This is a genomic window from Brevibacterium sp. UCMA 11752 (genome assembly GCF_021532235.1).
GTDB lineage: Bacteria > Actinomycetota > Actinomycetes > Actinomycetales > Brevibacteriaceae > Brevibacterium > Brevibacterium antiquum.
On sequence record NZ_JACBOS010000003.1, the window covers coordinates 2213657 to 2238222 of the forward strand.

General features: G+C 63.2%; 26 protein-coding genes. 19 read left to right on the forward strand and 7 right to left on the reverse strand.

What is annotated here, in order from left to right:
* Positions 1–119: 119 nt before the first annotated feature.
* The 7 genes from leuC (at position 120) to HU144_RS09945 (ending at position 7294) form a co-directional block, all read left to right on the forward strand.
* Positions 120–1610 carry a 3-isopropylmalate dehydratase large subunit gene (gene leuC, locus HU144_RS09915; RefSeq protein WP_235351218.1) on the forward strand — a complete coding sequence of 497 codons (1491 nt, stop codon included), beginning with the start codon at positions 120–122 and terminating at the stop codon, positions 1608–1610.
* A gap of 13 nt (positions 1611–1623) precedes the next feature.
* Positions 1624–2223 (forward strand): 3-isopropylmalate dehydratase small subunit, encoded by a 600-nt coding sequence (gene leuD / locus HU144_RS09920; protein ID WP_235351219.1) that lies wholly within the window; start codon positions 1624–1626, stop codon positions 2221–2223.
* A gap of 199 nt (positions 2224–2422) precedes the next feature.
* Entirely contained in the window at positions 2423–3739 is a 1317-nt protein-coding gene (gene murA / locus HU144_RS09925) for a UDP-N-acetylglucosamine 1-carboxyvinyltransferase (protein WP_198397047.1), read from the forward strand.
* Positions 3736–4503, forward strand: coding sequence for a lysophospholipid acyltransferase family protein (locus tag HU144_RS09930; RefSeq protein ID WP_235351220.1), 768 nt, complete (start codon positions 3736–3738; stop codon positions 4501–4503). The genes murA and HU144_RS09930 overlap by 4 nt, the downstream gene beginning before the upstream one ends.
* Entirely contained in the window at positions 4500–5513 is a 1014-nt protein-coding gene (locus tag HU144_RS09935) for an NAD(P)H-dependent glycerol-3-phosphate dehydrogenase (RefSeq protein ID WP_235351221.1), read from the forward strand. The genes HU144_RS09930 and HU144_RS09935 overlap by 4 nt, the downstream gene beginning before the upstream one ends.
* Before the next feature lie 77 nt (positions 5514–5590).
* Complete coding sequence (locus HU144_RS09940) at positions 5591–6124, forward strand: YbhB/YbcL family Raf kinase inhibitor-like protein (protein WP_198397050.1); 534 nt, start codon at positions 5591–5593, stop codon at positions 6122–6124.
* Positions 6125–6178: 54 nt separating this feature from the next.
* Entirely contained in the window at positions 6179–7294 is a 1116-nt protein-coding gene (locus HU144_RS09945; RefSeq protein ID WP_235351222.1) for a D-alanine--D-alanine ligase family protein, read from the forward strand.
* A gap of 447 nt (positions 7295–7741) precedes the next feature.
* Here the strand turns inward: HU144_RS09945 and HU144_RS09950 are convergent, their stop codons facing one another.
* Both HU144_RS09950 and HU144_RS09955 read right to left on the reverse strand, forming a co-directional pair.
* Positions 7742–8044, reverse strand: a complete 303-nt coding sequence (locus HU144_RS09950; protein WP_235351223.1) for a hypothetical protein — start codon at positions 8042–8044, stop codon at positions 7742–7744.
* A gap of 900 nt (positions 8045–8944) precedes the next feature.
* Positions 8945–9463, reverse strand: a complete 519-nt coding sequence (locus tag HU144_RS09955; protein WP_232488460.1) for a DUF3515 family protein — start codon at positions 9461–9463, stop codon at positions 8945–8947.
* A 32-nt stretch (positions 9464–9495) separates the two neighbouring features.
* Here HU144_RS09955 and HU144_RS09960 point away from each other — a divergent pair, with 32 nt between their 5' ends.
* Genes HU144_RS09960 through HU144_RS09980 form a run of 5 tightly spaced genes read left to right on the forward strand, consistent with a single transcriptional unit; the run spans position 9496 to position 15483 of the window.
* Positions 9496–10569, forward strand: coding sequence for a thiamine-phosphate kinase (locus HU144_RS09960; RefSeq protein WP_235351224.1), 1074 nt, complete (start codon positions 9496–9498; stop codon positions 10567–10569).
* 1 nt (position 10570) lies between these two features.
* Positions 10571–12235 (forward strand): DAK2 domain-containing protein, encoded by a 1665-nt coding sequence (locus HU144_RS09965; RefSeq protein WP_235351225.1) that lies wholly within the window; start codon positions 10571–10573, stop codon positions 12233–12235.
* The gene (locus tag HU144_RS09970; RefSeq protein ID WP_235351226.1) at positions 12232–14379 is read left to right on the forward strand and encodes an ATP-dependent DNA helicase RecG; all 2148 of its coding nucleotides are present in this window, start codon (positions 12232–12234) and stop codon (positions 14377–14379) included. Before HU144_RS09965 ends, HU144_RS09970 begins: the two co-directional genes overlap by 4 nt.
* A gap of 31 nt (positions 14380–14410) precedes the next feature.
* The gene (locus HU144_RS09975; protein WP_235351227.1) at positions 14411–15205 is read left to right on the forward strand and encodes an RsmD family RNA methyltransferase; all 795 of its coding nucleotides are present in this window, start codon (positions 14411–14413) and stop codon (positions 15203–15205) included.
* Positions 15202–15483 carry a hypothetical protein gene (locus HU144_RS09980; protein WP_235351228.1) on the forward strand — a complete coding sequence of 94 codons (282 nt, stop codon included), beginning with the start codon at positions 15202–15204 and terminating at the stop codon, positions 15481–15483. Before HU144_RS09975 ends, HU144_RS09980 begins: the two co-directional genes overlap by 4 nt.
* 103 nt (positions 15484–15586) lie before the next feature.
* Here HU144_RS09980 and ehuA read toward each other — a convergent pair whose 3' ends face one another.
* The 4 genes from ehuA to ehuB are packed head-to-tail and all read right to left on the reverse strand — an operon-like array spanning position 15587 to position 18757.
* A complete protein-coding gene (gene ehuA / locus HU144_RS09985) occupies positions 15587–16405 on the reverse strand; it encodes an ectoine/hydroxyectoine ABC transporter ATP-binding protein EhuA (protein ID WP_268825867.1) in 819 nt (272 codons plus the stop codon).
* Positions 16392–17051, reverse strand: a complete 660-nt coding sequence (gene ehuD, locus HU144_RS09990; protein WP_101571292.1) for an ectoine/hydroxyectoine ABC transporter permease subunit EhuD — start codon at positions 17049–17051, stop codon at positions 16392–16394. Before ehuD ends, ehuA begins: the two co-directional genes overlap by 14 nt.
* Positions 17048–17851: an ectoine/hydroxyectoine ABC transporter permease subunit EhuC gene (gene ehuC, locus HU144_RS09995; protein ID WP_235345774.1), complete on the reverse strand. Its 804-nt coding sequence runs from the start codon at positions 17849–17851 to the stop codon at positions 17048–17050. The genes ehuD and ehuC overlap by 4 nt, the downstream gene beginning before the upstream one ends.
* Before the next feature lie 24 nt (positions 17852–17875).
* A complete protein-coding gene (gene ehuB, locus HU144_RS10000) occupies positions 17876–18757 on the reverse strand; it encodes an ectoine/hydroxyectoine ABC transporter substrate-binding protein EhuB (RefSeq protein ID WP_235345773.1) in 882 nt (293 codons plus the stop codon).
* Between the two features lie 115 nt (positions 18758–18872).
* On the opposite strand from ehuB, the gene HU144_RS10005 reads away from it, so the two are divergent.
* From HU144_RS10005 to mutM, 7 genes are all read left to right on the forward strand, one after another.
* Entirely contained in the window at positions 18873–19634 is a 762-nt protein-coding gene (locus HU144_RS10005) for a GntR family transcriptional regulator (RefSeq protein WP_235351229.1), read from the forward strand.
* Entirely contained in the window at positions 19631–20119 is a 489-nt protein-coding gene (gene coaD, locus HU144_RS10010; protein WP_235345771.1) for a pantetheine-phosphate adenylyltransferase, read from the forward strand. Before HU144_RS10005 ends, coaD begins: the two co-directional genes overlap by 4 nt.
* Before the next feature lie 3 nt (positions 20120–20122).
* Positions 20123–21310 carry an MFS transporter gene (locus HU144_RS10015; protein ID WP_235351230.1) on the forward strand — a complete coding sequence of 396 codons (1188 nt, stop codon included), beginning with the start codon at positions 20123–20125 and terminating at the stop codon, positions 21308–21310.
* A gap of 121 nt (positions 21311–21431) precedes the next feature.
* Positions 21432–21950, forward strand: a complete 519-nt coding sequence (locus HU144_RS10020; RefSeq protein ID WP_198397064.1) for a YceD family protein — start codon at positions 21432–21434, stop codon at positions 21948–21950.
* A 2-nt stretch (positions 21951–21952) separates the two neighbouring features.
* Entirely contained in the window at positions 21953–22156 is a 204-nt protein-coding gene (gene rpmF, locus HU144_RS10025; RefSeq protein WP_009885115.1) for a 50S ribosomal protein L32, read from the forward strand.
* Between the two features lie 3 nt (positions 22157–22159).
* Complete coding sequence (rnc, locus tag HU144_RS10030) at positions 22160–22864, forward strand: ribonuclease III (protein ID WP_235351231.1); 705 nt, start codon at positions 22160–22162, stop codon at positions 22862–22864.
* A gap of 10 nt (positions 22865–22874) precedes the next feature.
* A complete protein-coding gene (gene mutM, locus HU144_RS10035) occupies positions 22875–23798 on the forward strand; it encodes a bifunctional DNA-formamidopyrimidine glycosylase/DNA-(apurinic or apyrimidinic site) lyase (protein ID WP_235351232.1) in 924 nt (307 codons plus the stop codon).
* Between the two features lie 131 nt (positions 23799–23929).
* Here mutM and HU144_RS10040 read toward each other — a convergent pair whose 3' ends face one another.
* Positions 23930–24358: a hypothetical protein gene (locus tag HU144_RS10040; RefSeq protein ID WP_235351233.1), complete on the reverse strand. Its 429-nt coding sequence runs from the start codon at positions 24356–24358 to the stop codon at positions 23930–23932.
* Positions 24359–24566: the final 208 nt, after the last annotated feature.

The window sequence follows — 24566 nt, forward strand, 5'->3', positions numbered from 1 at the left end:
CTCGTTGAGCGCACATCGCGCACTCGCCGAGTGGTCAGATCGAATGTCACCCACGCCCGAACACGGGCCGTCACAGCAGTAAGCACGTACAGGCAATCCCTGTACCAGCGGGAGGAATCATGCCACGCACTTTGGCCGAGAAGGTCTGGGCCGATCACGTCGTATCCCTGGGCGAAGACGGTGCGCCCGACCTCATCTACATCGACCTCCACCTCGTCCACGAGGTCACCAGCCCGCAGGCATTCGACGGTCTCCGACTGGCCGGGCGCCCCGTGCGCCGCCCCGACCTGACGATCGCCACGGAGGATCACAACACTCCGACCTGGGACATCGACAAGCCCATCGCCGAGCCCACCTCTGCCACGCAGATCGAAACCCTGAGGCAGAACACGCAGGAATTCGGCATCCGGCTGCACAGCCTCGGCGATGCCGACCAGGGAATCGTCCACGTCGTGGGCCCACAGCTGGGCCTGACCCAGCCGGGCACCACCGTCGTCTGCGGTGACTCGCACACCTCCACTCACGGCGCCTTCGGTGCGCTGGCACTGGGCATCGGCACCTCAGAGGTCGAGCACGTGCTCGCCACCCAGACGCTGAGCCTCAAGGCGTTCAAGACGATGTCGATCACCGTCGACGGCGAACTGCCCGAAGGCTCGAGCGCCAAGGACATCATCCTCGCCATCATCGCGAAGATCGGCACCGGCGGCGGGCAGGGCTACGTGCTCGAATACCGCGGTTCGGCGATTCGTTCGCTGTCGATGGAAGCACGGATGACCATCTGCAATATGTCGATCGAGGCCGGAGCCCGCGCCGGCATGGTCGCCCCGGACGAGACCACCTTCGACTACGTCAAGGGCCGTCCGCACGCACCCGAGGGCGAAGACTGGGACGCCGCGGTCGAATACTGGAAGACCCTGTACACCGACGAGGGCGCCACCTTCGACCACGAGGTCGTCCTCGAAGCCAAGGACATCGAACCGTTCGTGACCTGGGGAACCAACCCGGGCCAGGGACTGCCGCTGTCGGCCTCCGTTCCCTCGCCCGATGACTTCGCCGACGAGAACGACAAGGCATCGGCCGCCAACGCCCTGGCCTACATGGGTCTGACGCCGGGCACCCCGCTGCGCGAGATCGAAGTCGACACCGTGTTCCTCGGTTCGTGCACGAACTCACGCATCGAAGACCTGCGTGCCGCCGCCGAGGTGGTCCGCGGCCGGAAGAAGGCCGAGAACGTCCGCTTCATGGTCGTTCCCGGCTCAGCGAAGGTGCGCCTGCAGGCCGAGGACGAGGGTCTCGACACGATCTTCAAGGACTTCGGGGGAGAGTGGCGCTTCGCCGGCTGCTCGATGTGCCTGGGCATGAACCCGGACCAGCTGGCCGACGGCGAACGCTGCGCCTCGACCTCGAACCGCAACTTCGAGGGTCGTCAGGGCAAGGGCGGGCGCACCCACCTCGTATCCCCGCTCGTGGCAGCGGCCACCGCCGTGCGCGGGACGCTGTCCTCACCCGGTGACGTCAAGGATCTCCCACGCGACGCCGAACCGGTGGCGTGGACGGACGATAAGCCCACCTTGACACTGACACCCACCCCCACCTCGGCGAACGCTTAAGGAGTGAAGACTGATGGAAGCTTTCAGCACACATACCGGCATCGGCGTCCCGCTGCGTCGCGCCAACATCGACACCGACCAGATCATCCCGGCGAAGTTCCTCAAGCGGGTCACCCGCACCGGGTTCGAAGACGCCCTGTTCTACCGGTGGCGGACGAACGATGACTTCGTCCTCAACGACCCCGACTTCTCGGCCGGCTCCGTCCTCGTGGCCGGACCCGATTTCGGCACCGGCTCATCGCGTGAGCACGCCGTGTGGGCGCTCAAGGACTACGGTTTCCGCGTCGTCCTCTCCTCGCGCTTCGGCGACATCTTCCGCGGCAACTCCGGCAAAGAGGGCCTCCTGGCAGCTCAGCTGGAACAGGACGACATCGAACTGATCTGGAAGATCCTGGAGAACCACCCGGGCACCTCGATCACCGTGGACCTGAACGAGAAGACCGTGACCTGCGATTCGGTCACGGTGACGTTCCAGATCGATGATTACACGCGCTGGCGCCTCCTCGAAGGCCACGACGACATCAGCCTGACCCTGGCCAAGGAAACCGAGATCTCCGATTTCGAGTCCAAGCGGGCGACGTTCAAGCCGACGACTCTGCCCGCGAAGGTCTGAAGCTTTCTCAGCGAAAGTCTGAAGCTTTCTCAGTGAAGGACTGATCCCTTCTCAGTGAAGGCTCGAATCGTCGAACGCGACGGTCTGAGAGCCGTGACACAGGGGACCCACGCCGCGTCTGCGCTAGTCTTGGACGAGTCCGGACTAGTCTGGGCCACGTCCGGATCCTACCGGGTGCAAGTGTGACGCAGGGAGGAACATGCTCGAAGTTCGCGGCGGTAATCCGTTAGGTGGAACCGTCCAGGTCAGAGGTGCCAAGAACTTGGTTCCCAAGGCCATGGTCGCCTCATTGTTGGGAGAGACGCCCTCCGTGCTGCGCGGGGTGCCGCAGATCAGGGACGTTGAGATCGTCACCGGTCTACTCGAGCTCCACGGGGTTCGGGTCACGCCCGGGGCCGATGGACAGCTGTCCGACGGTGAACTTCACCTGGACCCCTCCGATATGGCACAGGGATCGATCGTCGACATCGACGCACACGCCGGTTCCTCACGGATCCCGATCCTCTTCTGCGGACCTCTCCTGCACAGTCTGGGCCAAGCGTTCATTCCGGATCTGGGCGGCTGCCACATCGGCGACCGTCCCATCAACTTCCACCTCGATGTGCTGCGGCAGTTCGGTGCCGAGGTCGACAAGACCTCCGGCGGCATCATGCTCACCACCCGGGGACGACTCCAGGGGACGAAGGTCGAACTGCCCTTCCCCTCTGTGGGGGCCACCGAGCAGGTTCTGCTGACCGCGGTCCGCGCCGAAGGTGTGACCGAGCTGCGCAATGCGGCCATCGAACCCGAGATCATGGATCTCATCGCCCTGCTGCAGAAGATGGGCGCGATCATCACCGTCGACACCGACCGTGTGGTGCGCATCGAGGGCGTGGAGAGCCTGCGCGGATTCATCCACCGCGCGCTGCCGGACCGCAATGAGACCGCCTCGTGGGCCTCTGCCGCGCTGGCCACCGGCGGAGACATCTTCGTCGAAGGTGCCTCCCAGCCCGAGCTCATCACCTTCCTCAACGTCTTCCGCCGCATCGGCGGCGAATTCGAGGTCGAGGAGACCGGGATCCGTTTCCGCCACCCCGGCGGCAAGCTCACGTCCTTCGCGCTGGAGACCGACGTGCACCCGGGCTTCATGACCGATTGGCAGCAGCCGCTCGTCGTCGCCATGACCCAGGCCGAGGGCCTGTCGATCATCCACGAGACCGTGTACGAGAACCGCTTCGGCTTCACTCACGCGCTCGGTGAGATGGGCGCCCAGATCCAGCTCTACCGCGAATGCCTCGGCGGCACACCCTGCCGCTTCGGGCGCCGCAACTACCAGCATTCAGCCGTGGTCTCCGGGCCCACCGAACTCACCGGAACACGCATCGACGTGCCCGACCTGCGGGGTGGGTTCAGCCACCTCATCGCAGCCCTGGCAGCACGCGGCACCAGCCAGGTCCACGGCATCGAGCTCATCAATCGCGGATACGAGAACTTCCTCGACAAGCTTCTCGGTCTCGGGGCCGAGGTGGCCGCATGAGTGCGGTGACCGAGCCGGACTCGAATGATCACGACCTCGTCTCCTTCGACCCCGCCTCAGTGCGTGCGCAGAACCGGGCCGGCACCATCGCCGCCACCGCTGCCTTCGGGCTCATGAGGACGGCCACGAAGATGACGGTCACGGGGGCCGAACATCTGCCGCCGCCGGGCAAGGCCGCCATCATCGCCGCCTACCATGCGAACCACCTCGACCCGATTCTCGTGGGCCTGGCCCTCAAACGTCACGGTCGAATGCCGCATTTCCTGGCGAAGTCGTCTCTGTTCTCGGGCGTTCTCGGAACGATCCTCAAGACGATCGGCCAGATCCCCGTGCTGCGAGCCTCGGGGCAGGCCGGGGACTCGCTCGAATACGCCAAAGATGCTTTGGCCAATGGCCAAACCGTGGTCATCTACCCCGAAGGAACCTTGACCAAGGACCCAGACTTCTGGCCCCAGCACTTCAAATCCGGCACTGCCCGGCTCGCCCTTGAAACAGGAGCCCCGATCATTCCCGTCGCCCACTGGGGGCTCAACGGAATCTATCCGCGCGGATCTCGGCTGCCGAGGTTCAAACCGCTGAGCCACGACTGCGTCGTCAGATTCGGGCCTTCCCTCGACTACGAGGACCTGTGGCCCCACCGCGAGGAGAAGAGGGCCAAGACGGTGCTCACCCACCGTCTGACGAACACCATTGCAGCGATGGTCGGCGAGCTTTCGAACCGTGAGCTGCCGGCGAGATTCCACAACAAGGAGGTCGGCGAATGAGCGTCGAGAAGACCGCAGTGCTGGGCGCCGGATCATGGGGGACAACCTATGCCGCCGTCGTCGCCGATGCCGGATTCCCCGTCACCCTCTGGGCTCGCCGGTCCGAGGTCGCCGAGGAGATCACCTCCTCACACACCAACGAACGGTACCTGGGCGACCGGGCCCTGCCTGAGCTGCTGAGTGCGACCGCCGATGACATCGCCGCCGTGACAGACGCCGAGGTCATCATCCTCGCCGTTCCCGCGCAGACTCTGCGGGAGAACCTGAGCCGGTGGAAGCCGCACCTGCGCCCAGGTGTGAAGCTCGTGAGCCTGATGAAGGGCATCGAGGTCGACACGGGCAAACGGATGTCCGAGGTCATCGCCGAGGTCGCCGAGGTGGACTCCACCCAGATCGCGGTCGTCTCCGGCCCGAACCTGGCCCGTGAGATCGCCGATCGTCAGCCCACAGCCACCGTCGTGGCCTCGGAGAGCATCGAGACCGCCGAGGTGGTCGCTGAGATCAGCGCGAACGGCTACTTCCGGCCCTATACCAACACCGACGTCGTCGGTGTCGAGATGGGCGGTGCCGTGAAGAACGTCATCGCCCTGGCAGTCGGCATCGCCGATGGTCAGAAACTCGGCGACAACTCGAAGGCCTCGATCATCACCCGCGGCCTGGCCGAGACCTCTCGTCTGGCCGCTGCCATGGGCGCCCAGCCGCACACCCTCTCGGGGCTGGCCGGACTCGGCGACCTCGTCGCCACCTGCGCCTCACCACTGTCGCGGAACAGGACATTCGGGCGCCACCTCGGCGAGGGTATGAGCCTGGATGATGTCATCGCCCACACCTCGCAGACCGCTGAGGGAGTGAAATCGGCGACCGCCATCCTCGCCCTGGGCCGCAGGTACTCAGTCGACCTGCCGATCACGGAAGCCGTGTGTGCGGTCCTCGGAGGAAAGCTGAGGGTTGACGAACTCGCCGGTTTGCTGTTGTCTCGGAAGCGTAAGCACGAGGGGCCACCAGCCTGAGCAGCTCAGGCTGTCCGGCACCACAGCGTACGATCACTGCATCGCACGACCACTACATCGCGTTACAAGGAGCAGACATGAGCGTCAACTCACCGTTCTACAACCTTTCTGATGTCCCGACATTCACCCTCACCAGTACAGATATCGAGAACGGGGCCGAGCTGAGCGGACCGCAGCTCTCGGGCGCGATGGGCGTCGACGGCGGCCAGGACGTCTCCCCGCAGCTGTCCTGGTCGGGCTTCCCCGCAGAGACCAAGGCCTTCGCCGTGACCTGCTATGACCCCGACGCTCCCACCGGCTCCGGTTTCTGGCACTGGGTCGTGACCGACCTTGACGCATCGACGACCAGCCTGCCCGCCAACGCCGGCGATCCATCGGCAGACTTGTTGCCGGCAGGAACAGTGACCCTGCGCAACGATGCGGGCGAACCTCGCTTCGTCGGTGCCGCCCCACCCCAGGGCCACGGACCGCACCGTTATTTCTTCATCGTCACGGCACTGGCGGAGCCGCTGGGCCTCGACGAATCCGCCTCACCGGCCTTCGCCGGATTCAACATGTTCTTCAAGGGCATCGCACGTGCGTGGCTGGAATGCACGTTCGAGCTCAAGTGAGCTAGAGTTTTCCAGTCCGTACAAACGGTCACGCGCTTACGACCAAGGATTTCTATGCCTGAATCTGATCACCGGCCACTCGTCGCAGTCCTCTTCGGCGGACGATCGAGCGAACACGCCGTCAGCTGCGTCACTGCTGCCGGGGTCATCCAGGCCATCGACACCGACGCCTACCGTGTTCTGCCGATCGGCATCACGAAGGCCGGTGTGTGGCGCATCGTCGAAGACTGGTCGACGATGGCCTTCGACCCGGCTGACATGCCCGAGGTCGTTGACAACGGAACCGAGGTCATCCCGCCGATCTCCGCGCAGGGCTCACCTCTGCTGCAGCGGGACGCCGAGGGCCAGTACACCGAGCTCGGATCCGTCGACGTCTTCTTTCCTCTCCTGCACGGCCAGTACGGGGAAGACGGAACCCTGCAGGGCCTGTTCGAACTCAGCGACACGGCCTACGTCGGCTCCGGCGTCTTCGCTTCGGCGGCGAGCATGGACAAGCACTATACGAAGTCCCTCATGGCCCACGCCGGAATTCCGACGTGCCCCTGGGAGCTCGTGACCGAAACCATGTGGGAATCAGAGCAGGCTGATTCTGAGGCTCGGATCACCGGACTTGGTCTGCCCGTATTCGTCAAACCGGCACGGGCAGGATCCTCGATGGGAGTCAGCCGCGTCGAGTCCGCCGAAAGTCTGGATCAAGCGCTGCGCTCTGCCTTCGAGCATGACTCCAAGGTCATCGTCGAACCACAGGTCGTCGGCCGTGAGATCGAGTGCGCGGTGCTCGGCTCGGTTCATGACCGTGAGGTCCGCGTCTCGTTCCCCGGAGAGATCGAAGTCTCAGGCGAGCACTCGTTCTATGACTTCGAGGCCAAATACCTCAACCTCGCCGATGCGCAGCTGACCTGTCCGGCGCGCGTCGATGAGAAGACGACGGCCCGGATCCAGGAACTCTCGGCTCAGGTCTTCCGGCTCTTCGACTGCACAGGACTCTCACGAGTCGATACCTTCGTCACAGATGCCGGTGACGTCCTCATCAACGAGATCAACACGCTCCCAGGTTTCACCCCCACCTCGGCGTACCCGTTCATGTGGTCGAACTCGGGCATCGAGTACCCCGCGCTCATCTCAGAACTCATCACCATCGCCCTAGTCGACCACGCCCGCACCCACTGAGTGCCGAGTCACGCACCCACTGAGTCCCGAGTCACGCACCCATTCAGTCCCGCTGGATCTGGGGCACGCACGCGCTGAGTCACGCACCCATTCAGTCCCGCTGGATCTGGGGCACGCACGCGCTGAGTCACGCACGATATGAGGGTGTCTGCAGTCCCTGAGCACACCTGTAACCCCGAGCACACCTGGCGGGCATGCTGCATCTGCCATTGGTCATCGAGCGGACTACTTAGCGTCGAGGGGCCACGCTATAAACTCGCCCCTCGTCGATAAGTGGTCCCGCCGGTGCTGATGGCCGACGCTGCTCCCGAGCTTTGGCGCGATCTCAGGTGCGTCGAGACGGTAGCGGGGGTCGTTTCAGTGTCGGGGCGGCAACTTGTGACCATGGGCGCCGTGGTGGTTTCGGGCTGACCGCAATGTGCCGCTGTCCTCTTGAGCCTCCGCCTGTCAGCCGAATTCAGCGATTGCTGCTCTGATCTTGGTGAACTCTCTCGCCCGGAAGAGATCTGCCCAAACGAGGTTGAAGACGCGGTATCCGGCGTTGAGCAGCTTCATATGTCGTTCATGGTTCTCAGAGCTGGCGCGATCTGGACCCGCGTTGTTGAGATAGTACTTTCCCACTCCATGGAACTCGACGATCAGGGGATGCTTGTCATGCCGGAAGTCATTGCGGGCGATCCACGCTCCGGCAGCGTCGTAGGTATTCACCTGCGGAATCATCCCGATGATGTTGAAACGAAAGAACTTCACTGCGCATAGCGCCTCACCCGAGGATTCGTGAGCCGGACTGGCCAAGTCGAAGGCTTGGGCTGCCCGCCTGCAGCCTCGTGTGCCCGATCGGATGCTGCTGTGCAGTGATTCGTGGGACGCGAGACCTCGACGCAGTGCCTCAGAGATGAAAGGTACCGAGACTTCAAGCGGATAGTCAGTCGCAAGGTCGACAAGTGTTCTGCCGACAGTTGTCACAGGCAAATCGCCGACATGTGTGAGTTCTTCGGAATTCGGCGAACGGTCACGGGTCCGCAGAGTCTTCTTCGCTCGGTGAAATCCGGGCCGAACCACCTCCGCCGAATCGGTTGCAGGAAATGGGGGGTCCAGACCGTGTATGAGTGCTGCGGATACGTGAGAGAAGACCGCTTCTGACGGGAGTTCGTCGGCATAGGAGCGGATCAGCACCCTGAGCCACTCCGAATTGTCTCGGATGTCCCCATATCGTCGCGGGTAGTCTGTGGCAGTGGTGTTGTGTAGTAGGTGGAGCGGCATGTGGTCCGTCGTGTTGCAAGGCGAGTCCAAAACGAAGTGCCCGCGACGTATCCTGCGCAGGCAACAGTTCAGTGCATCGCGAATGTCTGCCTCGGTGAATCCGAGGTCATGGAGTGCCTTGGATCTAAACACCGAGACCATAGTGCCATTATGATCCTCAAGTGATATTAAATGCAACAAAAGCCATTAAAAAATAGCAAAAAGCATGTAAAGATCACATTGGCCATCGCTCGCTGTTGACAGGCGCCTCAGGCTGCAAACGCCTCCTCGGTCACTTCTGTCGAGAGGGCTACTTTTCATCCAGCGGCTACCGTATAACGTCTCCCGTCGATGCTAAGTGGGCCGCTTGACGACAACTCATAATGCCTGGGCGAAGGTGTGGGTGGCTCAGCTGTCGAGGTCCTGGGCTCCCACGCACTTGGCCTCAGGCTTCACAGCGGTCAGCGCCGGTGAGATCGCTGCGAGTACATTGTTGCCCGATTCCGCCTTGCGGTTGACGAGGACCTCGACTGCCGGGGTGCGACCGTAGCTGGTGAAGACCCAGGTGTCGTCCTCCTCGGAAGCCTTGGAGATCCAGTCGACGCTGCTCACGCTCACACACTGATCGGTGGTCGGACCGGGTGGGGTGACCCCGCAGCGGACGACTGCGATGTTGGGATCTCCCCACGCCTTCGTGCCCTGGGAGGACGTCGTGCGTGACTTCGCGCCGGCGATCTCATCGGGCATGCGCAGCATGATGTCGGCGCAGTCGGGATTCTGTGCGTCCTGAGCAGGCTCGACGACGACCGTGCGCTCACACCCTGCCAGGCTGATTCCGGCAACCACAGTGGCGATGGCTGCCAGGGCGATGGTGCGCGCCTTCCGAGGCGAAGGTCGAGGCGACGGGCGGAGGCGACGAGATCTCATACAACTACCGTATCTCCCGATAACCTTGAGCCATGACTCGACTGTCCGAACTTGGCGAATCACACGTGCTCGAACGCATCCTCTCTCACAATCGCAGCGGTTCGCAGGTGATCATCGGACCCGGAGACGATGCCGCGGTGACCGCGGTTGACGGCAACCTGGTGTCGACCGCGGACATGCTCGTGGAGAACGAGGACTTCACCCGCGCCTGGCTCGACTGGGGCCGGCTCGGGATCAAAGCCGCAGCGCAGAACCTCTCCGATGTGTGCGTCATGGGCGCCAGGCCTCATGGGCTGCTGGTCTCACTGGCCGTGCCGAACTCGACCGAGATAGAGGACCTCGAAGCGCTCTTTGCCGGCATTGTCGCCGAGGCGGGGCGTGCCGGTGAGGAACTGGGCTGCGAGATCCCGATCATCGGCGGAGATCTCTCATCCTCTGGCCTCATCGTCATCGCGATCACTGCTTTGGGCACCGTCGCCGATCATGCAGCGATCACCCGCTCGGGTGCACGGACGGGCGACTCGATCTACCTGGCAGGAACCATCGGACGCGCGGCAGCCGGGTTGGATCTCCTCTTCGCCGGTGTCGACGGGAACGCCGGGAACGACGGGAACGCCGGGGACGCCCGGAACGATCCTCAACTCGATGAAAGCCTGACGACACTCATCACCACCCAACTGGCTCCACAGCCGGACTATGCGGCCGTCCTGAACATGGGGGCCGCCTCGGCGATGATCGATGTCTCCGACGGGCTGAGCACGGACTTGGGACGGATCGCGTCGGCCTCGGGAGTCCACGCTCGCATCGACCGCGCCTCACTCCAAGAGCTCATCGATGAGCTGCTGCCTGCAGCACGGCACCTGGTGGGCGCCATCGAGGGTGCTGAGTCGGACGGAGTGACCGCACAGTCTGCCGCAGAGGCCGAGGAGTTGGCGTTGACCTGGGTGCTCAACGGGGGAGAGGACCATGGTTTCGTCGCGTCGTCGGCGCAGTTCGACACACCTCCGGTAGGCTGGCGGAGAATCGGAGAGATGAGAGTCGGCAACGGGGTCAGTCTCGACGGCGCACCGGTGCCGACGAGCGGCTTCAGCCATTTCGGGAAGTGACATGAGCGGACCCAATCAAGCCATCGGCCTCAACGGGCGTCTGGCCGCCAGGTGGGCTCGGCGGGCCGTTGATCGTCTGCGCAAGGAACGCGTCGAAATCGATGAACTCAACGTCTTCCCCGTCCCAGACGGTGACACCGGCACGAACATGTACCACACCCTGCGCGCCGCCTACCTGGCTGTCGAAGAACTCACCGGACCAGTCACGCTGCCCCAGGTCGTTGCGGCTCTCGCAGAGGGGGCAGGACGCGGTGCTCGCGGAAACTCCGGACTCATCCTCGCAGTCGCACTCCAAGGCGTCGCCGATGCGCTGGACGGCGTGACCGTAGCGACGCCCGAAGCCATGGCCGCTGCCCTCGAACTCGCCTCCGCCAGGGCTCGGCAGTCTGTGGCCAGACCTGTCGACGGCACCATGCTCACGGTCCTCGACGCCATGGCCACGGAGGCAGCAGAGAAGGCTGAGAATGGGGTGAACCTCATCGAACTCATCTCCGCGGTGCGCCTCCGCTCCCGCTCGGCACTGCGTGAGACCACCGGGCAGCTGCCAGTGCTGCGCGAAGCCGAGGTCGTCGATGCCGGTTCGACGGGGATCGTGGAGCTCTTCGATCTCCTCTACGCCACGGTCACCGGCCGGACACCGCAGGATTCGATGCTCGGCGAAGTCACCAGGTCACCGCGCATCGTCCATCAGGCCAGTGCCGATGAACTCGAGATCGTCGCCATCCTGGCCACGTATCCGGCATCCACAGATTCCGAAAAGACGAGGAACACCCTCGCCGAGGCGCTCGATGACCTCGGCGGGACATCGATCGTCATCAACGGACCCAAGGTTCACGTCCACGTCGCCGACGAGGCCACAGCCGTGACCATTCTCGACCACCTCGCCGGCTACGGCATCGCCCGTCTGGACATGGAAGACCTGCGTCTGCACGAGGAAGAGGGCGAAACCCACCTGGTGGCCATCGTCTCGGGCACCGGACTCCTCATGCACTGCGCGCTCAACGGGGCAAGTGCCCTGACGCCGGATTCCGGTGACGTGCGGGCCATGACCAAAGACATCATCGCAGAGGAAGAACGTGCGGTCATCGTCGTCCCCAGCTCGACGACCGTCCTGAAAGCACTGGGACAGGTCTCCGGTGGACAGGTGGTCCGCTCCCGCAACGTCGCCACTCTGCTCTCGGCGCTCGCGGTCCATGATCCCTTCGCCCCGTCCGCGGAGATCTTCGCCGATATGACCGAGGCTGCCGCCGGCACCCGTGTGGGCACCATCGTCTCGGCCGAACAGCTTGCCCTCAACCCGCCTACAGGTGCCCTGCCGGTCATCGACGATGTTCCGGGAGCGAATTCGGATCCTGACTCCATGCTCGACTCCAGCACGGTGGGCATGCGCAGGATTCCGCTCTCCCATCCCTCGCAGTTCTACCGGGTCTTCATCGACGGGAAGGTGAAGACTCAGAGCACCGAACTCACGACCCTGGTCGAGAAGCTCGCCGATCGTCTCCTGGGCGCCGGGGGAGAGCTCCTCACCGTCGTCCACGGTCCCGGGTGTGCCCCCGATGTCCTCTCGCACCTGCGGGACTGGATCGGCAAATCACACTCTCAGGTGAGGTTCCAGGACATCGACTCGAGGGACCGGGCGACGCTCCTCATCATGGGAGTCGAATGAGCGCCCGCCTCGACGACTACTTCACCGCACGAGACCGCGGTGCACTCAAGAAACGAGGAATCACCTCGGTGGCGGATCTCTTCCGCTTCTTCCCGCGCAGATTCCTCGTGCCCGGAGAGAAGACGCCCCTGGGCGGACTCCCGTTGGGGGAGACCGCGATTCTCCAGGCCGAGGTCATCTCCGTCGACACCCGGCGCATGCAGAAACGCCGCGGCACCATCACCGATGTGATCGTCCACGACGGACAGCAGTCGATGAAGATCGCCTTCTTCAACCAGCGCTGGCTGGACAGCCAGCTGGTGCCCGGACTCACCGTCGTCTTCGCCGGGAAGGTCGAAGAATACCGCGGGCAGCTGACCCTGAACTCGCCCACCTGGCTCAATCGGGACGAACACGATGAGAAGTGGACCCCGGAGGACCTCAACTCCCCGTTCCCCGTCTACTCACGGGTCAAGGGCATCGCGCAGACACGACTGTGGAAGGCCATCAAGGTTCTCCTCGACGTCGCGGACCCTGCCGAGTTCGAGGACCCCCTGCCGACCGCCATGCGAGAGAACCTCGACCTGCCCGACTTGCGCACCGCATTCAACGATATGCATCGGCCCAGGTCAGCAGCGGCGACGGAGAAGGCCAAACAGCGCTGGAAATGGGAGGAGGCGCTCGCACTGCAGGCGGAGTTCGTCTCCCGCAAGGCCGATTACGAAAAGCTCGAGGCCACTCCTCTGCTCAACGTCGGAGCCAGAAGCGAACGCTTCGACAACAGTCTGCCCTTCTACCTCACCGCCTCACAGCTGCGGGTCGGAGAGGAGATCGAAGCAGACATGGGCAGGCGTTCGGCGATGCACCGCCTCCTCCACGGCGACGTCGGCTCCGGCAAGACCGTCGTGGCGCTGCGGGCCATGCTCACTGCCGTCGATTCGGGAGCTCAGGCTGCGATGCTCGCGCCCACAGAAGTGCTGGCCACTCAGCATTTCCGCTCCATTGAGAACCTCCTCGGCGACCAGATGGCGCTGAGCCCTCTGCTCTCGGGCGATGACCAGGTGAGGGTGGCGCTGCTGACCGGGTCGATGCCGGCCCGGGAACGCAAACAGCTGGCACTCGACCTCGCCACCGGTCAGATCGACATCGTCGTCGGCACACATGCGCTGATGTCGGATACGACGATGTTCGACAGACTGGGCCTCATCGTCGTCGACGAGCAGCATCGGTTCGGCGTCGAACAACGCGAGGCACTGCGGGCGAAGGCCGGACTCAAAGTCCCGCACACCCTCGTGATGTCCGCGACGCCGATCCCGCGGACCGTCGCGATGACGGTCTTCGCCGATCTCGATGTCTCCACTCTCGACGAGATGCCCGCCGGCACCAAGGACATCACCACCCACGCTGTATCACTGGGGGACCACCCGAACTGGCTGGGCCGAGTCCTCCAACTCATCGACGAGGCGGCCGAGGACGGCCGCGGCACATTCGTCGTCTTCCCACGGATCGACCCCTCCGACATCGAAGATCCCGAAACGGGCGAGGTGGTCGGCAGCAGAGAGGGAATTGAGGACCTGCGGGACAAGCTGAAGAACTCCGATGAGCTCGGGTCCCGTTCGATCGAGCTTCTCCATGGGCGGATGTCACCGGTGGAGAAGGACAGGACGATGGCTGCGTTCGTCTCCGGCGAGACCGACATCCTGGTCTCCACGACCGTCGTCGAGGTGGGAGTCGACGTGCCGCGGGCGACCATGATGGTCGTCTTCGAAGCGGAGCGATTCGGTGTCGCTCAGCTCCACCAGCTGCGCGGCCGCGTCGGACGAGACGGCAGCGCAGCCATGTGCTTCCTGCTCACCCAGGCATCCGAATCCGATGAGAGCTTTGAGCGCCTGAGTGAGGTCGCTGGCACCCTCGACGGTTTTGCCCTAGCCGAGTACGATCTCGGCACCCGGGGAGAAGGCGATGTGCTCGGAGCATCGCAGTGGGGCGGATCGTCGCTGAAGCACCTGTCCATTCTGCGCGATGCGCCGATCGTCGAAGAGGCGAGAACCATTGCGGAGAAGATCATCTCCGTCGACCCCGATCTGAGTTCACTGCCGGCCCTGCGTACCTTCATCAATAGAGTCCTGCCCGCCGAATCGGCTCACTTCATCGAGGCGAGCTGATGTCGGATCACCCCACTGAGGAGGAAGCGCAATGAGAATCATCGCTGGTGCTTTCAAAGGATCCAAGCTCGTCGCACCGGGCGGATCCAACACACGCCCGACCTCAGACCGGGTCAAGGAATCCCTGTTCTCCATGCTCGATGGCTATGGGGTCCTCCAAGCCGCGAACGTCCTCGACCTCTTCGCCGGCTCCGGCGGACTGGGATTCGAAGCCATGTCCAGGGGTGCGGCCGAAGTCGATTTCGTCGATTCGGCCAGCGCTTCGGCTCGAGCAGTCGAGTCGAATGCCCAGAAGCTCGGAATCGATCACTCGACTCGGATCCATTCCTCGGATGTCGTCTCCTTCCTCAGCTCCCAGCGTGGTCCGGGACAGCATACGTCGGTGCAGCGGCGACCCGAAGGACTTGCAGGAGGAGCGGACCCCGAAGGCCACGCAAAGGGAGCGGACGACGGAGGGCGAGCATCGCTTGGCAGCGGCCTTGATGAGGTTCAGGACGGTCAGGTGTTGGAGGCCCGCAGCGATCGTGATGACGATGGGGGTCGCATCTTCGACCTGGTGTTCATGGATCCGCCCTACCCGTTGGGGGAGGACGCCGTCACCCAGATCCTGGGTCGACTCGCTGGGCTCCTCGACATGGAATCCATCGTTGTGGTCGAGCGGGCATCACGAGCGCCCGAACCGACGATGCCGGCCGCCCTTGAGGTCTTCCGTTCGAAGACGTTCGGTGAGACCGCACTGTACTTCGTCCAGCTCAAGGCCGAATCTGAAGAGGCAGCGGATGTCGCCAGCGGAGCAGGTGCAACGGCAGCAGACGAGTCGGCGTGAGCTCTCACCGTCCCTGGTACCGCACACCCTGGGTGTTCGCGGCCTGCGGGGTGGGTCTGCTGCTCCTCTGGTCGGCACTCAGGTGGCTGAGAAGTCAGTCGGAGGCTGATGCGGGTGCTGGCGGGAGCGACGCGGGCACGAATGCAGCGGATCCGGTGGGGCGCTCCGATGTGTTCTGGGCCGGGCCTTCGGACATCCTGTTCTGGGTGGCCATGGTGCTCATCGCCGTTGCAGTCGTCGTGAGGGTCTGGCGGCTCGTGCGCCGCATCCGCAGCTGAGGCCCACCGCAACGGCTGAAGCCCACGAAACAGCTGAAGCCCACGGAACAGCTGAGGCCCACCGGATCGCACACCGGTGGGCCTCAGCTGATCGATCGTGAAGCTACTGCACGCTGGAGAGAAACGTGCGCGTCCGCTCATGCTGCGGATTGTTGAAGATCTGATCCGGCGGGCCCTCTTCGAGGACCTGGCCGCCGTCGAACATCATCACCCGGTGTGAGACCTCGCGGGCGAACTGCATCTCGTGAGTGACCAGGAGCATCGTGATGTCGGTCGTCTCTGCGATATCGCGGAGGACTCCGAGGACATCTCCCACAAGCTCCGGGTCGAGAGCCGAGGTCACCTCGTCGAGGAGGAGGATCTCCGGACTCATCGCCAGTGCCCGTGCGATAGCCACACGCTGCTGCTGACCGCCCGACAGGCGAGTGGGATGCTCATCGGCCTTGTCTGCAAGTCCGACCTTGTCCAACAGTGACTTCGCCTCCGTTACGGCATCGGCCTTGGATCTGCCCAGCACGTGGATGGGCGCCTCGATGATGTTCTCGAGCACCGTCATATTGGGGAAGAGGTTGAACTGCTGGAAGACCATTCCGATCCGCGTCGTCATGGCGCGGGTCGTCTTCGACGGCAGTTCGACTCGCTTGCCGTTCTTCTCCGTATGTGTCAGCGGTTCGCCGTCGACGAAGATGTAGCCGCCGGTCAGTTCCTCCAAGGTCATGACGAGGCGGAGGATCGTCGTCTTTCCCGAGCCGCTGGGCCCGATCAGAGTTACACGCTCCCCGGGAGCGACGCTGAAGTTGAGGTCCTTGAGGACGGTGGTCCTGCCGAAGGACTTCTCCACGTCTTTGAACTCGATCGCCGGTGTGGCCGAGCTTGCGGGGTCTGCCGTCGGAGTTGATGAGGTGCTCTCAGTAGGTGGCAAGGCGCTTGTCCAATCGTTGGATGAGCAGGGACGTCGGGTAGCTGGCGGCGAGGAAGATGATCCCGGCTAAGGTGAAGGCTTCCGTGTAGGCGAACGTGGAACCGCCGAAGTCCTTCGCGGAGCTGACGAGTTCGACCACCGAGATCGCGAACAGGTAGGGGGTGTCCTTGAACATGGCCACGGCGTAGTTGCCCAATGACGGGATCGTGGCGCGCAGCGCCTGCGGGAGGACGACGGCGGTGAACGTGCGCACCGGTGGCAGGGACAAAGCTGTGGCAGCCTCGCGCTGACCCGGAGGCACCGAATCGATGCCCGCACGGTAGCTTTCTGACATGTATGTCGAATAATGGATGCCGATGACGATGCAGCCGATGACGAGCGCCGGAATGCTCTTCAGTCCAGGGAGGTCCGAGAACGCAAAGTAGACGAACATCAGCTGCACGATCAGCGGCGTATTGCGGACGAAGGCGACGAGCAGTCTGACCAGCCAATTGATCCAGCGGGGCAGTGAGCGTATAGCCACGGCAATGAGGAGGCCCAGAATCGCGGCGATGATGGTGCCGACGACTGTGGCGATGAGTGTGTTGACGAATCCGCGGAGGAGGATCGGCAGCGCTTCGGCGGCGAATTCCCAGTTCCAGATCACAGGCCACCTCCTTGACCGGCAGGACCTGGCTTGGAGGCCCCGTCGTTGGCAGCAGCATGAGATTTGAGATGATCGCGCTTCGATTCCACACGAGCATCTCGACGGGCTTCACGTCGATCGGACCGGGAGTTCGGGCGTCTGCGTCCCAGCCGTTTGGTGGCTTGGCGTTCGAGAAGGTTCATGCCCTCCTGGATCAGCCACGCGATGACGAAGTAGATGAGGAGGCCGACGGTGAACGCAAAGTAGGTGTCGCCGGTTGACTGGCGCAGCTGTTGGATCTTGTCCGTAAGGTCGCTGAGCGTGATGAAGAAGACCACTGCCGTGCCCTTGAGGAGCTGGATGAGCAGGGTAGCCAGGGACGGGATCATCAGGGCCCACGCCTGAGGGAAGATGACGCGGATCATGCGCCGTGTCGGTGAGAGACTGAGCGCGATGGCTGCCTCCCACTGGCCGGGGTTGACCGTTTTGATCGACGATCGGACCACCTCGGCGGAGTAGGCACCGTAGTTGAGCGATAGGGCACCGATACCGCACATCAGGGGATCGAGTTCGACTCCGAGGAGCGGAAAGACGTAGAAGAGCCAGAAGATCTGGACCAGCAGCGAAGTGCCGCGGAAGAATTCGACGATGATCCTGGCAGGGATGCGCATCCACGCGTGAGGGGAGGTCATCGCGAGTCCGAGGATGAGGGCGATGATGATGGTGCCGATCGAGCCGGCGATGGTGAGGATGAGCGTCGTCTGAATTCCCTCCCACAGCTGTGGGAGGAAATTCAGCAACGTTGTGACATTGTCAGTCATGATCGGCAGCGACTAGGGGCCGGTTCAGGACTTGGCAGTGGGCAGTTCGCCCTTGCACAGCTGATCGGTCGTGATCTCACCGTCAGGGCGCTCTTCCTTCGTGAAGCCGAAGTCACCGACGACATCGAGGTACTTCTTCTCGTCGCCGACGATCTCGTCGAGCTTCTCATTCCACTTGTCGCGGAGTTCGGTGTCATCGGTGCGGAAGACTGTGGCACCGGCACCGATCTGTGGGACTCCCTTGATCTCCTGGACGAAGGAATCGCCGACCTCGACGCCCGCGTCCTTATTGTTCTTGGCCATCCAGTTGAGTGAGATGGCGGTCAGCGCGAAGACATCGGCACGGCCCGTGGTCACGGCGTCCATGCCGTCCTGCGGAGTGCCGACCTTCTGCGATTCGATGCCGAGGTCCTTGGCGTAGTCTGACTCCACTGCGCCAGTCATGGTCGCGAGCTTGAGACCCTTCTTCTTCACATCATCGATGGTCTTCATACCGTCCTGCTTGCCCTTCTTGGTCATCAGGGCGGTGGTGTACATGAACTCCGGGTTGCCGAAGGCGGCCTGCTCACAGCGATCGGGGAGGATGGACATGCCCGCTGAGATCGCACCGAAGCGGTCGGCGTTCAGCCCGGGAATCAGCGAACCGAATTCGGTGTTGACGCCCTCGACGTCGTCGACGCCGAGTTCCTTGAAGACAGCCTTCGCCATAGCCACGGAGGCTCCCTGGAGCTCGCCGTCCTTTTCGAAGCTGTACGGAGCCTCACCGGCGAAGCCGACGGTGATCTTTCCATCGTCGACGGCCTTCTGGAGAGCGCTCTTATCGGAATCGCTTCCACCGCATGCTCCCAGTGTGAGCGTCAGGGCGATGATCGAGGTCGCGGCGGCAAGCCCCTTGATGGCTTTCATAGCTGTCCCTTTCATTGAACGTCGACACATCTTCGTGACATGCGTCTCAAGAACACTATTCAATACTTTTGTTGTCCGGATGTCACACTGTCAGACAACGTTATATGATCGTGATATGCCTCAACCCCCAACCTCGGAGCTTCCTGTCCTGCGCAAGGTCATCAGATCCTCGACGATCGACCTCATCGCCGACCAGATTCGGAACGCCATCTACAGCGGCTCACTGGCACCGGGGCAGTCCATCAACGAGGTGCGCACGGCGGAACTCCTCGTCGTCTCCAGGCCCTCACTGCGGGAGGCTCTGCAGCGACTCGTCAGCGAAGGGGTGATGACACACGCGCCCGGCCGAGGCGTCTGGGTCAAGCGGATGACGACCGACGACATCGATGACGTCTATGCCGTCCGAGAGGCCATCGAGGCGCAGGCGGTGAAGATCGTCATCCGCTCGGGCAAGCCGATTGCCCGCATCCACCAGGCGCTGGCCAAACTCGAGCTCGCGATCGAGGAGAACACCGCCCGCACCATCGGCGACGCCGACCTCGACTTCCATCACTCGATCGTCGCCTGCTCCGGGTCGGTCAGGCTCAGCGGCCTGATGAAGGTTTCGATGGTCCACACTCGGTTGCTCTCACTCTCCGACCCGCGCGGATATGAGGTCAGGTGCGACCTCATCGAGACACACAGAGAACTGAACGAGGCGATCGCAGTCGGGAACGAAGCACGGTCCCTGGCAGTCGTGGGCAGGGTCATGGCCGGAGCCGCTGCTCGACTGCACAACCCCCTGACGGAACCCGGGGCTGTCATCGTCAGAGCCGACGATCAGGACGAGCTCGTCGACGACCAGTGGTCGCAGCTGAGAGATAAGATGAGGTCATGAAGGTTGTCTGCCCCGGTTCCTATGACCCGATCACCATGGGTCATCTCGATGTCATTGCCCGCAGCGCCCGACTCTTCGACGAGGTGGTCGTTGCCGTCGTGCACAATCCCAAGAAATCCGGACGATTCGATCCCGAGGTCCGCGCCGATCTCATCCGCGCCTCGCTGGCCGACGATGAGCGGACCCGAGAGACGAAGAACGTCACCATCGAGACCGTCGCCGGGGGCCTCCTCGTCGACTACTGTGCCTCCATCGGAGCGCCTGCAGTGGTCAAGGGGCTGCGCTCGGGCACGGATTTCGCCTACGAGCTGCCGATGGCACTGATGAATAAGCATCTGAGCGAGTTGGAGACCATCTTCGTCCCCGGCAGCCCCGAGTACGAACACGTCTCGTCCTCGCTCATCAAGGAAGTTCACTCCGGCGGCGGGAACATCGAAGGTCTCGTTCCGGGCGCAGTGCTGTCGGCGCTGAACGCCAGCCGCTGACGCATGCCGATTCCCTCTTCCTCCTCTCGGGCGTGGTTCCTCGGCCTCATCTTCCACACCGTGGTCGCTCATGCCACCTACAACGGCGTGCGCGTTCTCATCTCCTACCGGACCCTGGAACTCGGCGGCAGCGGAGTCGTCCTCGGTCTCATGACCGCCTGCTATTCCCTCGTGCCGCTGCTCACGGCACTCCTCGTCGGCCGACTCGTCGACCGCGGATACGCCACCGCTGTGCTGTGGACGGGAACGATCCTGTCGATCGTGCCCGTCGGACTCGCAGCGATGGCCCCCAACCTCGGCGTGCTCCTCATCGCCACGATGTGCCTGGGCCTGGGACAGCTGCTGACGACCGTTGCATCGCAGGCGCTGATACCACAGAGCTTCCCCGCCTCGGCGCTGACCTCGAAGTTCGGCTACCTCACCCTCGGCGTCTCGATCGGGCAGACGATCGGTCTGCCCGTGGCAGGAGCCATCGCCGGTGCGACGGACGGTGCCCCGCAGATCGTCAGCGCCCTGTGGTTCATGACGGGGATCTCCGCGCTGACACTGGTTGCTGCGGTCATCGTCATGCTCCGCGGCCGGACCCCTCACGTCTCCCGCGCCGAGGCGGCCAAGGGTGCCCGTACGCCCTGGTCCCTGCTCTCGATCCGGGGGATGAAGCCCGCGATCCTCGCGTCGATGACGACTCTGGCCGCCGTCGACCTGATGACGGCCTACCTCCCGCTCATCGGACAGCAGAACGGGCTGTCGGTGACGACGGTGACCTGGCTCCTGACTCTGCGCACACTCGCCTCGGTGATCTCGCGGCTGATCATCGGGCAGCTCACCCGCAAATGGCGCAATCTCTCGCTCCTGTGGACCGCCTCGGCGGCAGCAGGTGTCTGCATCATCCTCATCCCGGTGTTCACTCAGCCGTGGATGCTGGCGATCCTGCTGATCCTGGCCGGATTCTGCTTCGGACTCACCCAGCCGCTGACGATGACCTGGGTCTCGACCTTGTCGGATCCGGCCAATCGGGCGGCGGTTCTGTCGATCCGCCTTGCCGGCAACCGACTCAGCCAGGTGGCGATCCCCTCGGCGGCCTCCCTGCTCACCGTCGTCGCCGGATCCGGAATCGTGTTCACGATCTCCGGGGCACTGCTCCTGGCCGCCGGCGGGGTGACCTGGCGCAACCAGCACGAGAAATGGTGACTAGGAACACCTGCGCATACTTCGAAGCTCGATTGGTAATGACAGGCGATGATGACTAGAATGGTGAGTCGCGTGTGAACGCAGGAGTAAGCATCCTCAATCACGTAAAGGAGGAGTGAGCATGAAGAAGCAGTCTGAGTTCGTCTACGATCTCAGGTCGATGGGATTGCTCGGTCATCCTGGTGAATGGGAACGGGTGAACACCACCCTGTCTGCTCCAGCGGATCTCAAGATCGAAGTGATCGGGGTCGCAGAAGGTTCACCACTGACACTCGAGCTGATGTTCGAAAGCGTGTCGGAGGGAATCTACGTGTCGGGCACAGTCTCGGCCACGGCCCGCGGCGAAGACGTGAGGACTCTCGACGAAATCGAGTTGCCTATAGATGTCGACATCCAAGAGATGTATGTCTATGAGCAGGCCGATGGCGACGAGGATTCCTACCTCATCGACCGCGATCAGCTCGACCTCGAGCCCGCGATCAGAGACGCTGTTGTCATGGCTCTGCCCTTCAGTCCGTCAAAGGACCGGAGTGAAGAGTTCAGCTTCACCCTCGGTGAGGACCTTGAGGTCGACGACAGCGAATCGGATTCGCCGTTCGCATCATTGAAGAGTTTGTTGGATGAGAAGAAAGAGAGCTAGACGTGGCTGTTCCAAAGCGTAAATTGTCGCGCAGCAACACCCGCCACCGTCGTTCGCAGTGGAAGGCACAGGCTCCCAGCCTGGTCAAGACTGTGGAGAACGGTCGCGTTGTGTACTCGCGCCCTCACCAGGCCAAAGTTGTCGAAGACGCAGCCGGCACCCCGCTGTTCCTTGAATACAAGGGACGCAAGGTCGCTGACGTCTGACCTGTGGAAACTGACACCACAGCAGAACTGCAGAAGAGTCTCGGGATCGATATTGATCCCGAGACTTTTCGTCTCGCCCTGACACACCGCTCCTTCGCCTTCGAAGCCGGCGGCATACCCACGAACGAGCGCCTCGAATTCCTCGGCGACTCCGTCCTGGGCCTCGTGGCCACCGAGTCGCTGTACTACGACAACCCGGATCTGGCCGAAGGTTCACTGGCCAAGATGCGCTCTGCCGTGGTCAACACCAAAGCCTTGGCGTCGATCGCGCGCAGACACAAGATCGGCCCCCACATACTCCTGGGCAAGGGCGAAGAGCTCACCGGCGGCCGCAACAAGGACTCGATCCTCGCTGACACTGTCGAGGCCCTCATCGGCGCGACCTTCGTTGCCCGCGGACGTGAAGAGGCCTTCGCCTTCGTCCACCGCCTCATCGACGGCATGCTCTCCGACGCAGTGAATCTGGGTGCCGGAATGGACTACAAGACGACCCTGCAGGAAGCAGCGGCCGATCTTGATCTGGGCGCCGTGAGCTATGAGATCGTCTCCTCGGGGCCAGACCACGCCATGGTCTTCACCGCCACCGCCCTTCTGGGTGAAAACGGCTGGGGCACCGGCGACGGCTCGTCGAAGAAGAACGCCGAAGCGGCAGCCGCGGAAGTCGCCGTCAAGGCCATCCGCACCATCTACCCGGACTACACGCGCTGAGGCATTCCTGATGCCCGAGCTTCCCGAAGTAGAGAGTGTGCGCCTCGGCGTCCACGAATGGACTGCCGGCACCACCATCACCGGCGCCGAGGTGATCGACCCCCGAATTCTCGGCACCACGTCCCAGCGTCGCATCAATGCTTCCGCAGCCGACGAGTTCGTCGCAGCGGTGACCGGGCGGCGAATCATCGGCGCCGAACGTCGCGGCAAGTTCATGTGGCTGACATTGGGGGAGGACCTCGGTGCCGGCCCGGCTGCCGAGCCGGCGGCCCCCGAACTCAGCCTGCTCGTTCACCTCGGCATGAGCGGACAGCTGCGCGTGCACGATGCCGCTGACGAGATCCACAAGCATACGCGGGCGATCCTCCACCTCGAGCGGGGGAGCGAGAGCCTCCAGCTGCGCTTCATCGACCAACGGATCTTCGGCCATCTCGGCGTACAGCCCCTGGTGCACGCCTATGGTCGGCTCGTGCCCGCCTCGGCGAATCACATTGCAGCCGATCCTCTGGAGCCGGCCTTCGAACCCGGCCTCGCTCTCGAACAGCTCTCCCGCAAGCGGACGGTAGTCAAATCAGCGCTGCTCGACCAGTCCCTGGTCAGCGGCATCGGCAACATCTATGCCGATGAAGCACTCTTCAGGGCCGGCATCCACCCTCTGGCGATCCCCGCTCGCACTCGCAAGTCCCGCCTGGCCGCGGTTCTCGACTCAGCCTCGCGGGTCATGAGCGATGCGCTGGCCGTGGGTGGGACCAGCTTCGACGCCCTCTACGTCAACGTCAACGGGGAGTCCGGATACTTCGACCGTGCCCTGCTCGTCTACGGGCGCGGCGGCCAGGAGTGCGTGCGCTGCGGCACCGAGATCGAGAAGATGACGATCGGCGGACGAGGCAGCCACTTCTGCCCGAACTGCCAGCGCCCGCCGCGGTATCGCTGATCGTTCTGCTAGTCTTTCGGCGACGTTTCACGCCACCTAGGACGGACGTCGCAAACTTTCGCAAAGGGCTTCCCAGTACGAGCCCGGGCTCCGCGACCAGCGGCTGGTCTGGGGGCGCCGAATGTGGGTGCCTAGTAAGCCGTGTTGTATCCGCGTTCGGTGTGGTCCCAAATTTTGGCTACGATAACTGATCCGTCTCCGGCCTTTGCGCCTGTAACTTTCTCGACGACATCACGGGTGTACTGGTATCCCCATTCGCCTTTGTCAGGCTTGGAGGAGATGGATACCGTCTTGTAGTCGAATTTCACGCCCTCGCCGACGTCTTCGAGGACTTTCAGCGTCCGAGCCTGGTCTTGGAGTTCTGAGTTTTTGGATTCGACGCCAACCATAAGGTCGCTTCCGCTGTTGAGTTTTGCTCTGCCCTCATATTTGTCGGCGATGTGGTCGTTGAATGTTTCGATGTCTGCGAACTCGAGCGGGGTTTCTTCGGGGTCACTGCCTGAGCATCCAGCGATGGCGAGCAATGCAGCGAGTCCTACTGCGGTTGTTGTTCGTCTCATGTATGCACTCTATCGGAGGGCGCGGACGCTAAAACTGCCCACGTCTGTCGTCCTTTCTAGGACGACTAGTTTCGCCCTTACCTGTCAATTGCATTAAGCCGCGTTTGTCACCGTCTGTTTGAGGACGGATCCGATGTGCCACCTGGTCTCTTTGATGGCGGTCTCGCAGTAGCCGCCGAGGTGTCCGCGGCGTCCGACTTGGTGGATG

What these genes read in the sequence shown, in the direction of transcription:
- leuC (WP_235351218.1), top strand. Translation starts at nt 120, where the DNA reads ATGCCACGCACTTTGGCCGAGAAGGTCTGGGCCGATCACGTCGTATCC.
- leuD (WP_235351219.1), top strand. Translation starts at nt 1,624, where the DNA reads ATGGAAGCTTTCAGCACACATACCGGCATCGGCGTCCCGCTGCGTCGC.
- murA (WP_198397047.1), top strand. Translation starts at nt 2,423, where the DNA reads ATGCTCGAAGTTCGCGGCGGTAATCCGTTAGGTGGAACCGTCCAGGTC.
- HU144_RS09930 (WP_235351220.1), top strand. Translation starts at nt 3,736, where the DNA reads ATGAGTGCGGTGACCGAGCCGGACTCGAATGATCACGACCTCGTCTCC.
- HU144_RS09935 (WP_235351221.1), top strand. Translation starts at nt 4,500, where the DNA reads ATGAGCGTCGAGAAGACCGCAGTGCTGGGCGCCGGATCATGGGGGACA.
- HU144_RS09940 (WP_198397050.1), top strand. Translation starts at nt 5,591, where the DNA reads ATGAGCGTCAACTCACCGTTCTACAACCTTTCTGATGTCCCGACATTC.
- HU144_RS09945 (WP_235351222.1), top strand. Translation starts at nt 6,179, where the DNA reads ATGCCTGAATCTGATCACCGGCCACTCGTCGCAGTCCTCTTCGGCGGA.
- HU144_RS09955 (WP_232488460.1), bottom strand. Translation starts at nt 9,463, where the DNA reads ATGAGATCTCGTCGCCTCCGCCCGTCGCCTCGACCTTCGCCTCGGAAG.
- HU144_RS09960 (WP_235351224.1), top strand. Translation starts at nt 9,496, where the DNA reads ATGACTCGACTGTCCGAACTTGGCGAATCACACGTGCTCGAACGCATC.
- HU144_RS09965 (WP_235351225.1), top strand. Translation starts at nt 10,571, where the DNA reads ATGAGCGGACCCAATCAAGCCATCGGCCTCAACGGGCGTCTGGCCGCC.
- HU144_RS09970 (WP_235351226.1), top strand. Translation starts at nt 12,232, where the DNA reads ATGAGCGCCCGCCTCGACGACTACTTCACCGCACGAGACCGCGGTGCA.
- HU144_RS09975 (WP_235351227.1), top strand. Translation starts at nt 14,411, where the DNA reads ATGAGAATCATCGCTGGTGCTTTCAAAGGATCCAAGCTCGTCGCACCG.
- ehuC (WP_235345774.1), bottom strand. Translation starts at nt 17,851, where the DNA reads ATGACTGACAATGTCACAACGTTGCTGAATTTCCTCCCACAGCTGTGG.
- ehuB (WP_235345773.1), bottom strand. Translation starts at nt 18,757, where the DNA reads ATGAAAGCCATCAAGGGGCTTGCCGCCGCGACCTCGATCATCGCCCTG.
- HU144_RS10005 (WP_235351229.1), top strand. Translation starts at nt 18,873, where the DNA reads ATGCCTCAACCCCCAACCTCGGAGCTTCCTGTCCTGCGCAAGGTCATC.
- coaD (WP_235345771.1), top strand. Translation starts at nt 19,631, where the DNA reads ATGAAGGTTGTCTGCCCCGGTTCCTATGACCCGATCACCATGGGTCAT.
- HU144_RS10015 (WP_235351230.1), top strand. Translation starts at nt 20,123, where the DNA reads ATGCCGATTCCCTCTTCCTCCTCTCGGGCGTGGTTCCTCGGCCTCATC.
- HU144_RS10020 (WP_198397064.1), top strand. Translation starts at nt 21,432, where the DNA reads ATGAAGAAGCAGTCTGAGTTCGTCTACGATCTCAGGTCGATGGGATTG.
- mutM (WP_235351232.1), top strand. Translation starts at nt 22,875, where the DNA reads ATGCCCGAGCTTCCCGAAGTAGAGAGTGTGCGCCTCGGCGTCCACGAA.
- HU144_RS10040 (WP_235351233.1), bottom strand. Translation starts at nt 24,358, where the DNA reads ATGAGACGAACAACAACCGCAGTAGGACTCGCTGCATTGCTCGCCATC.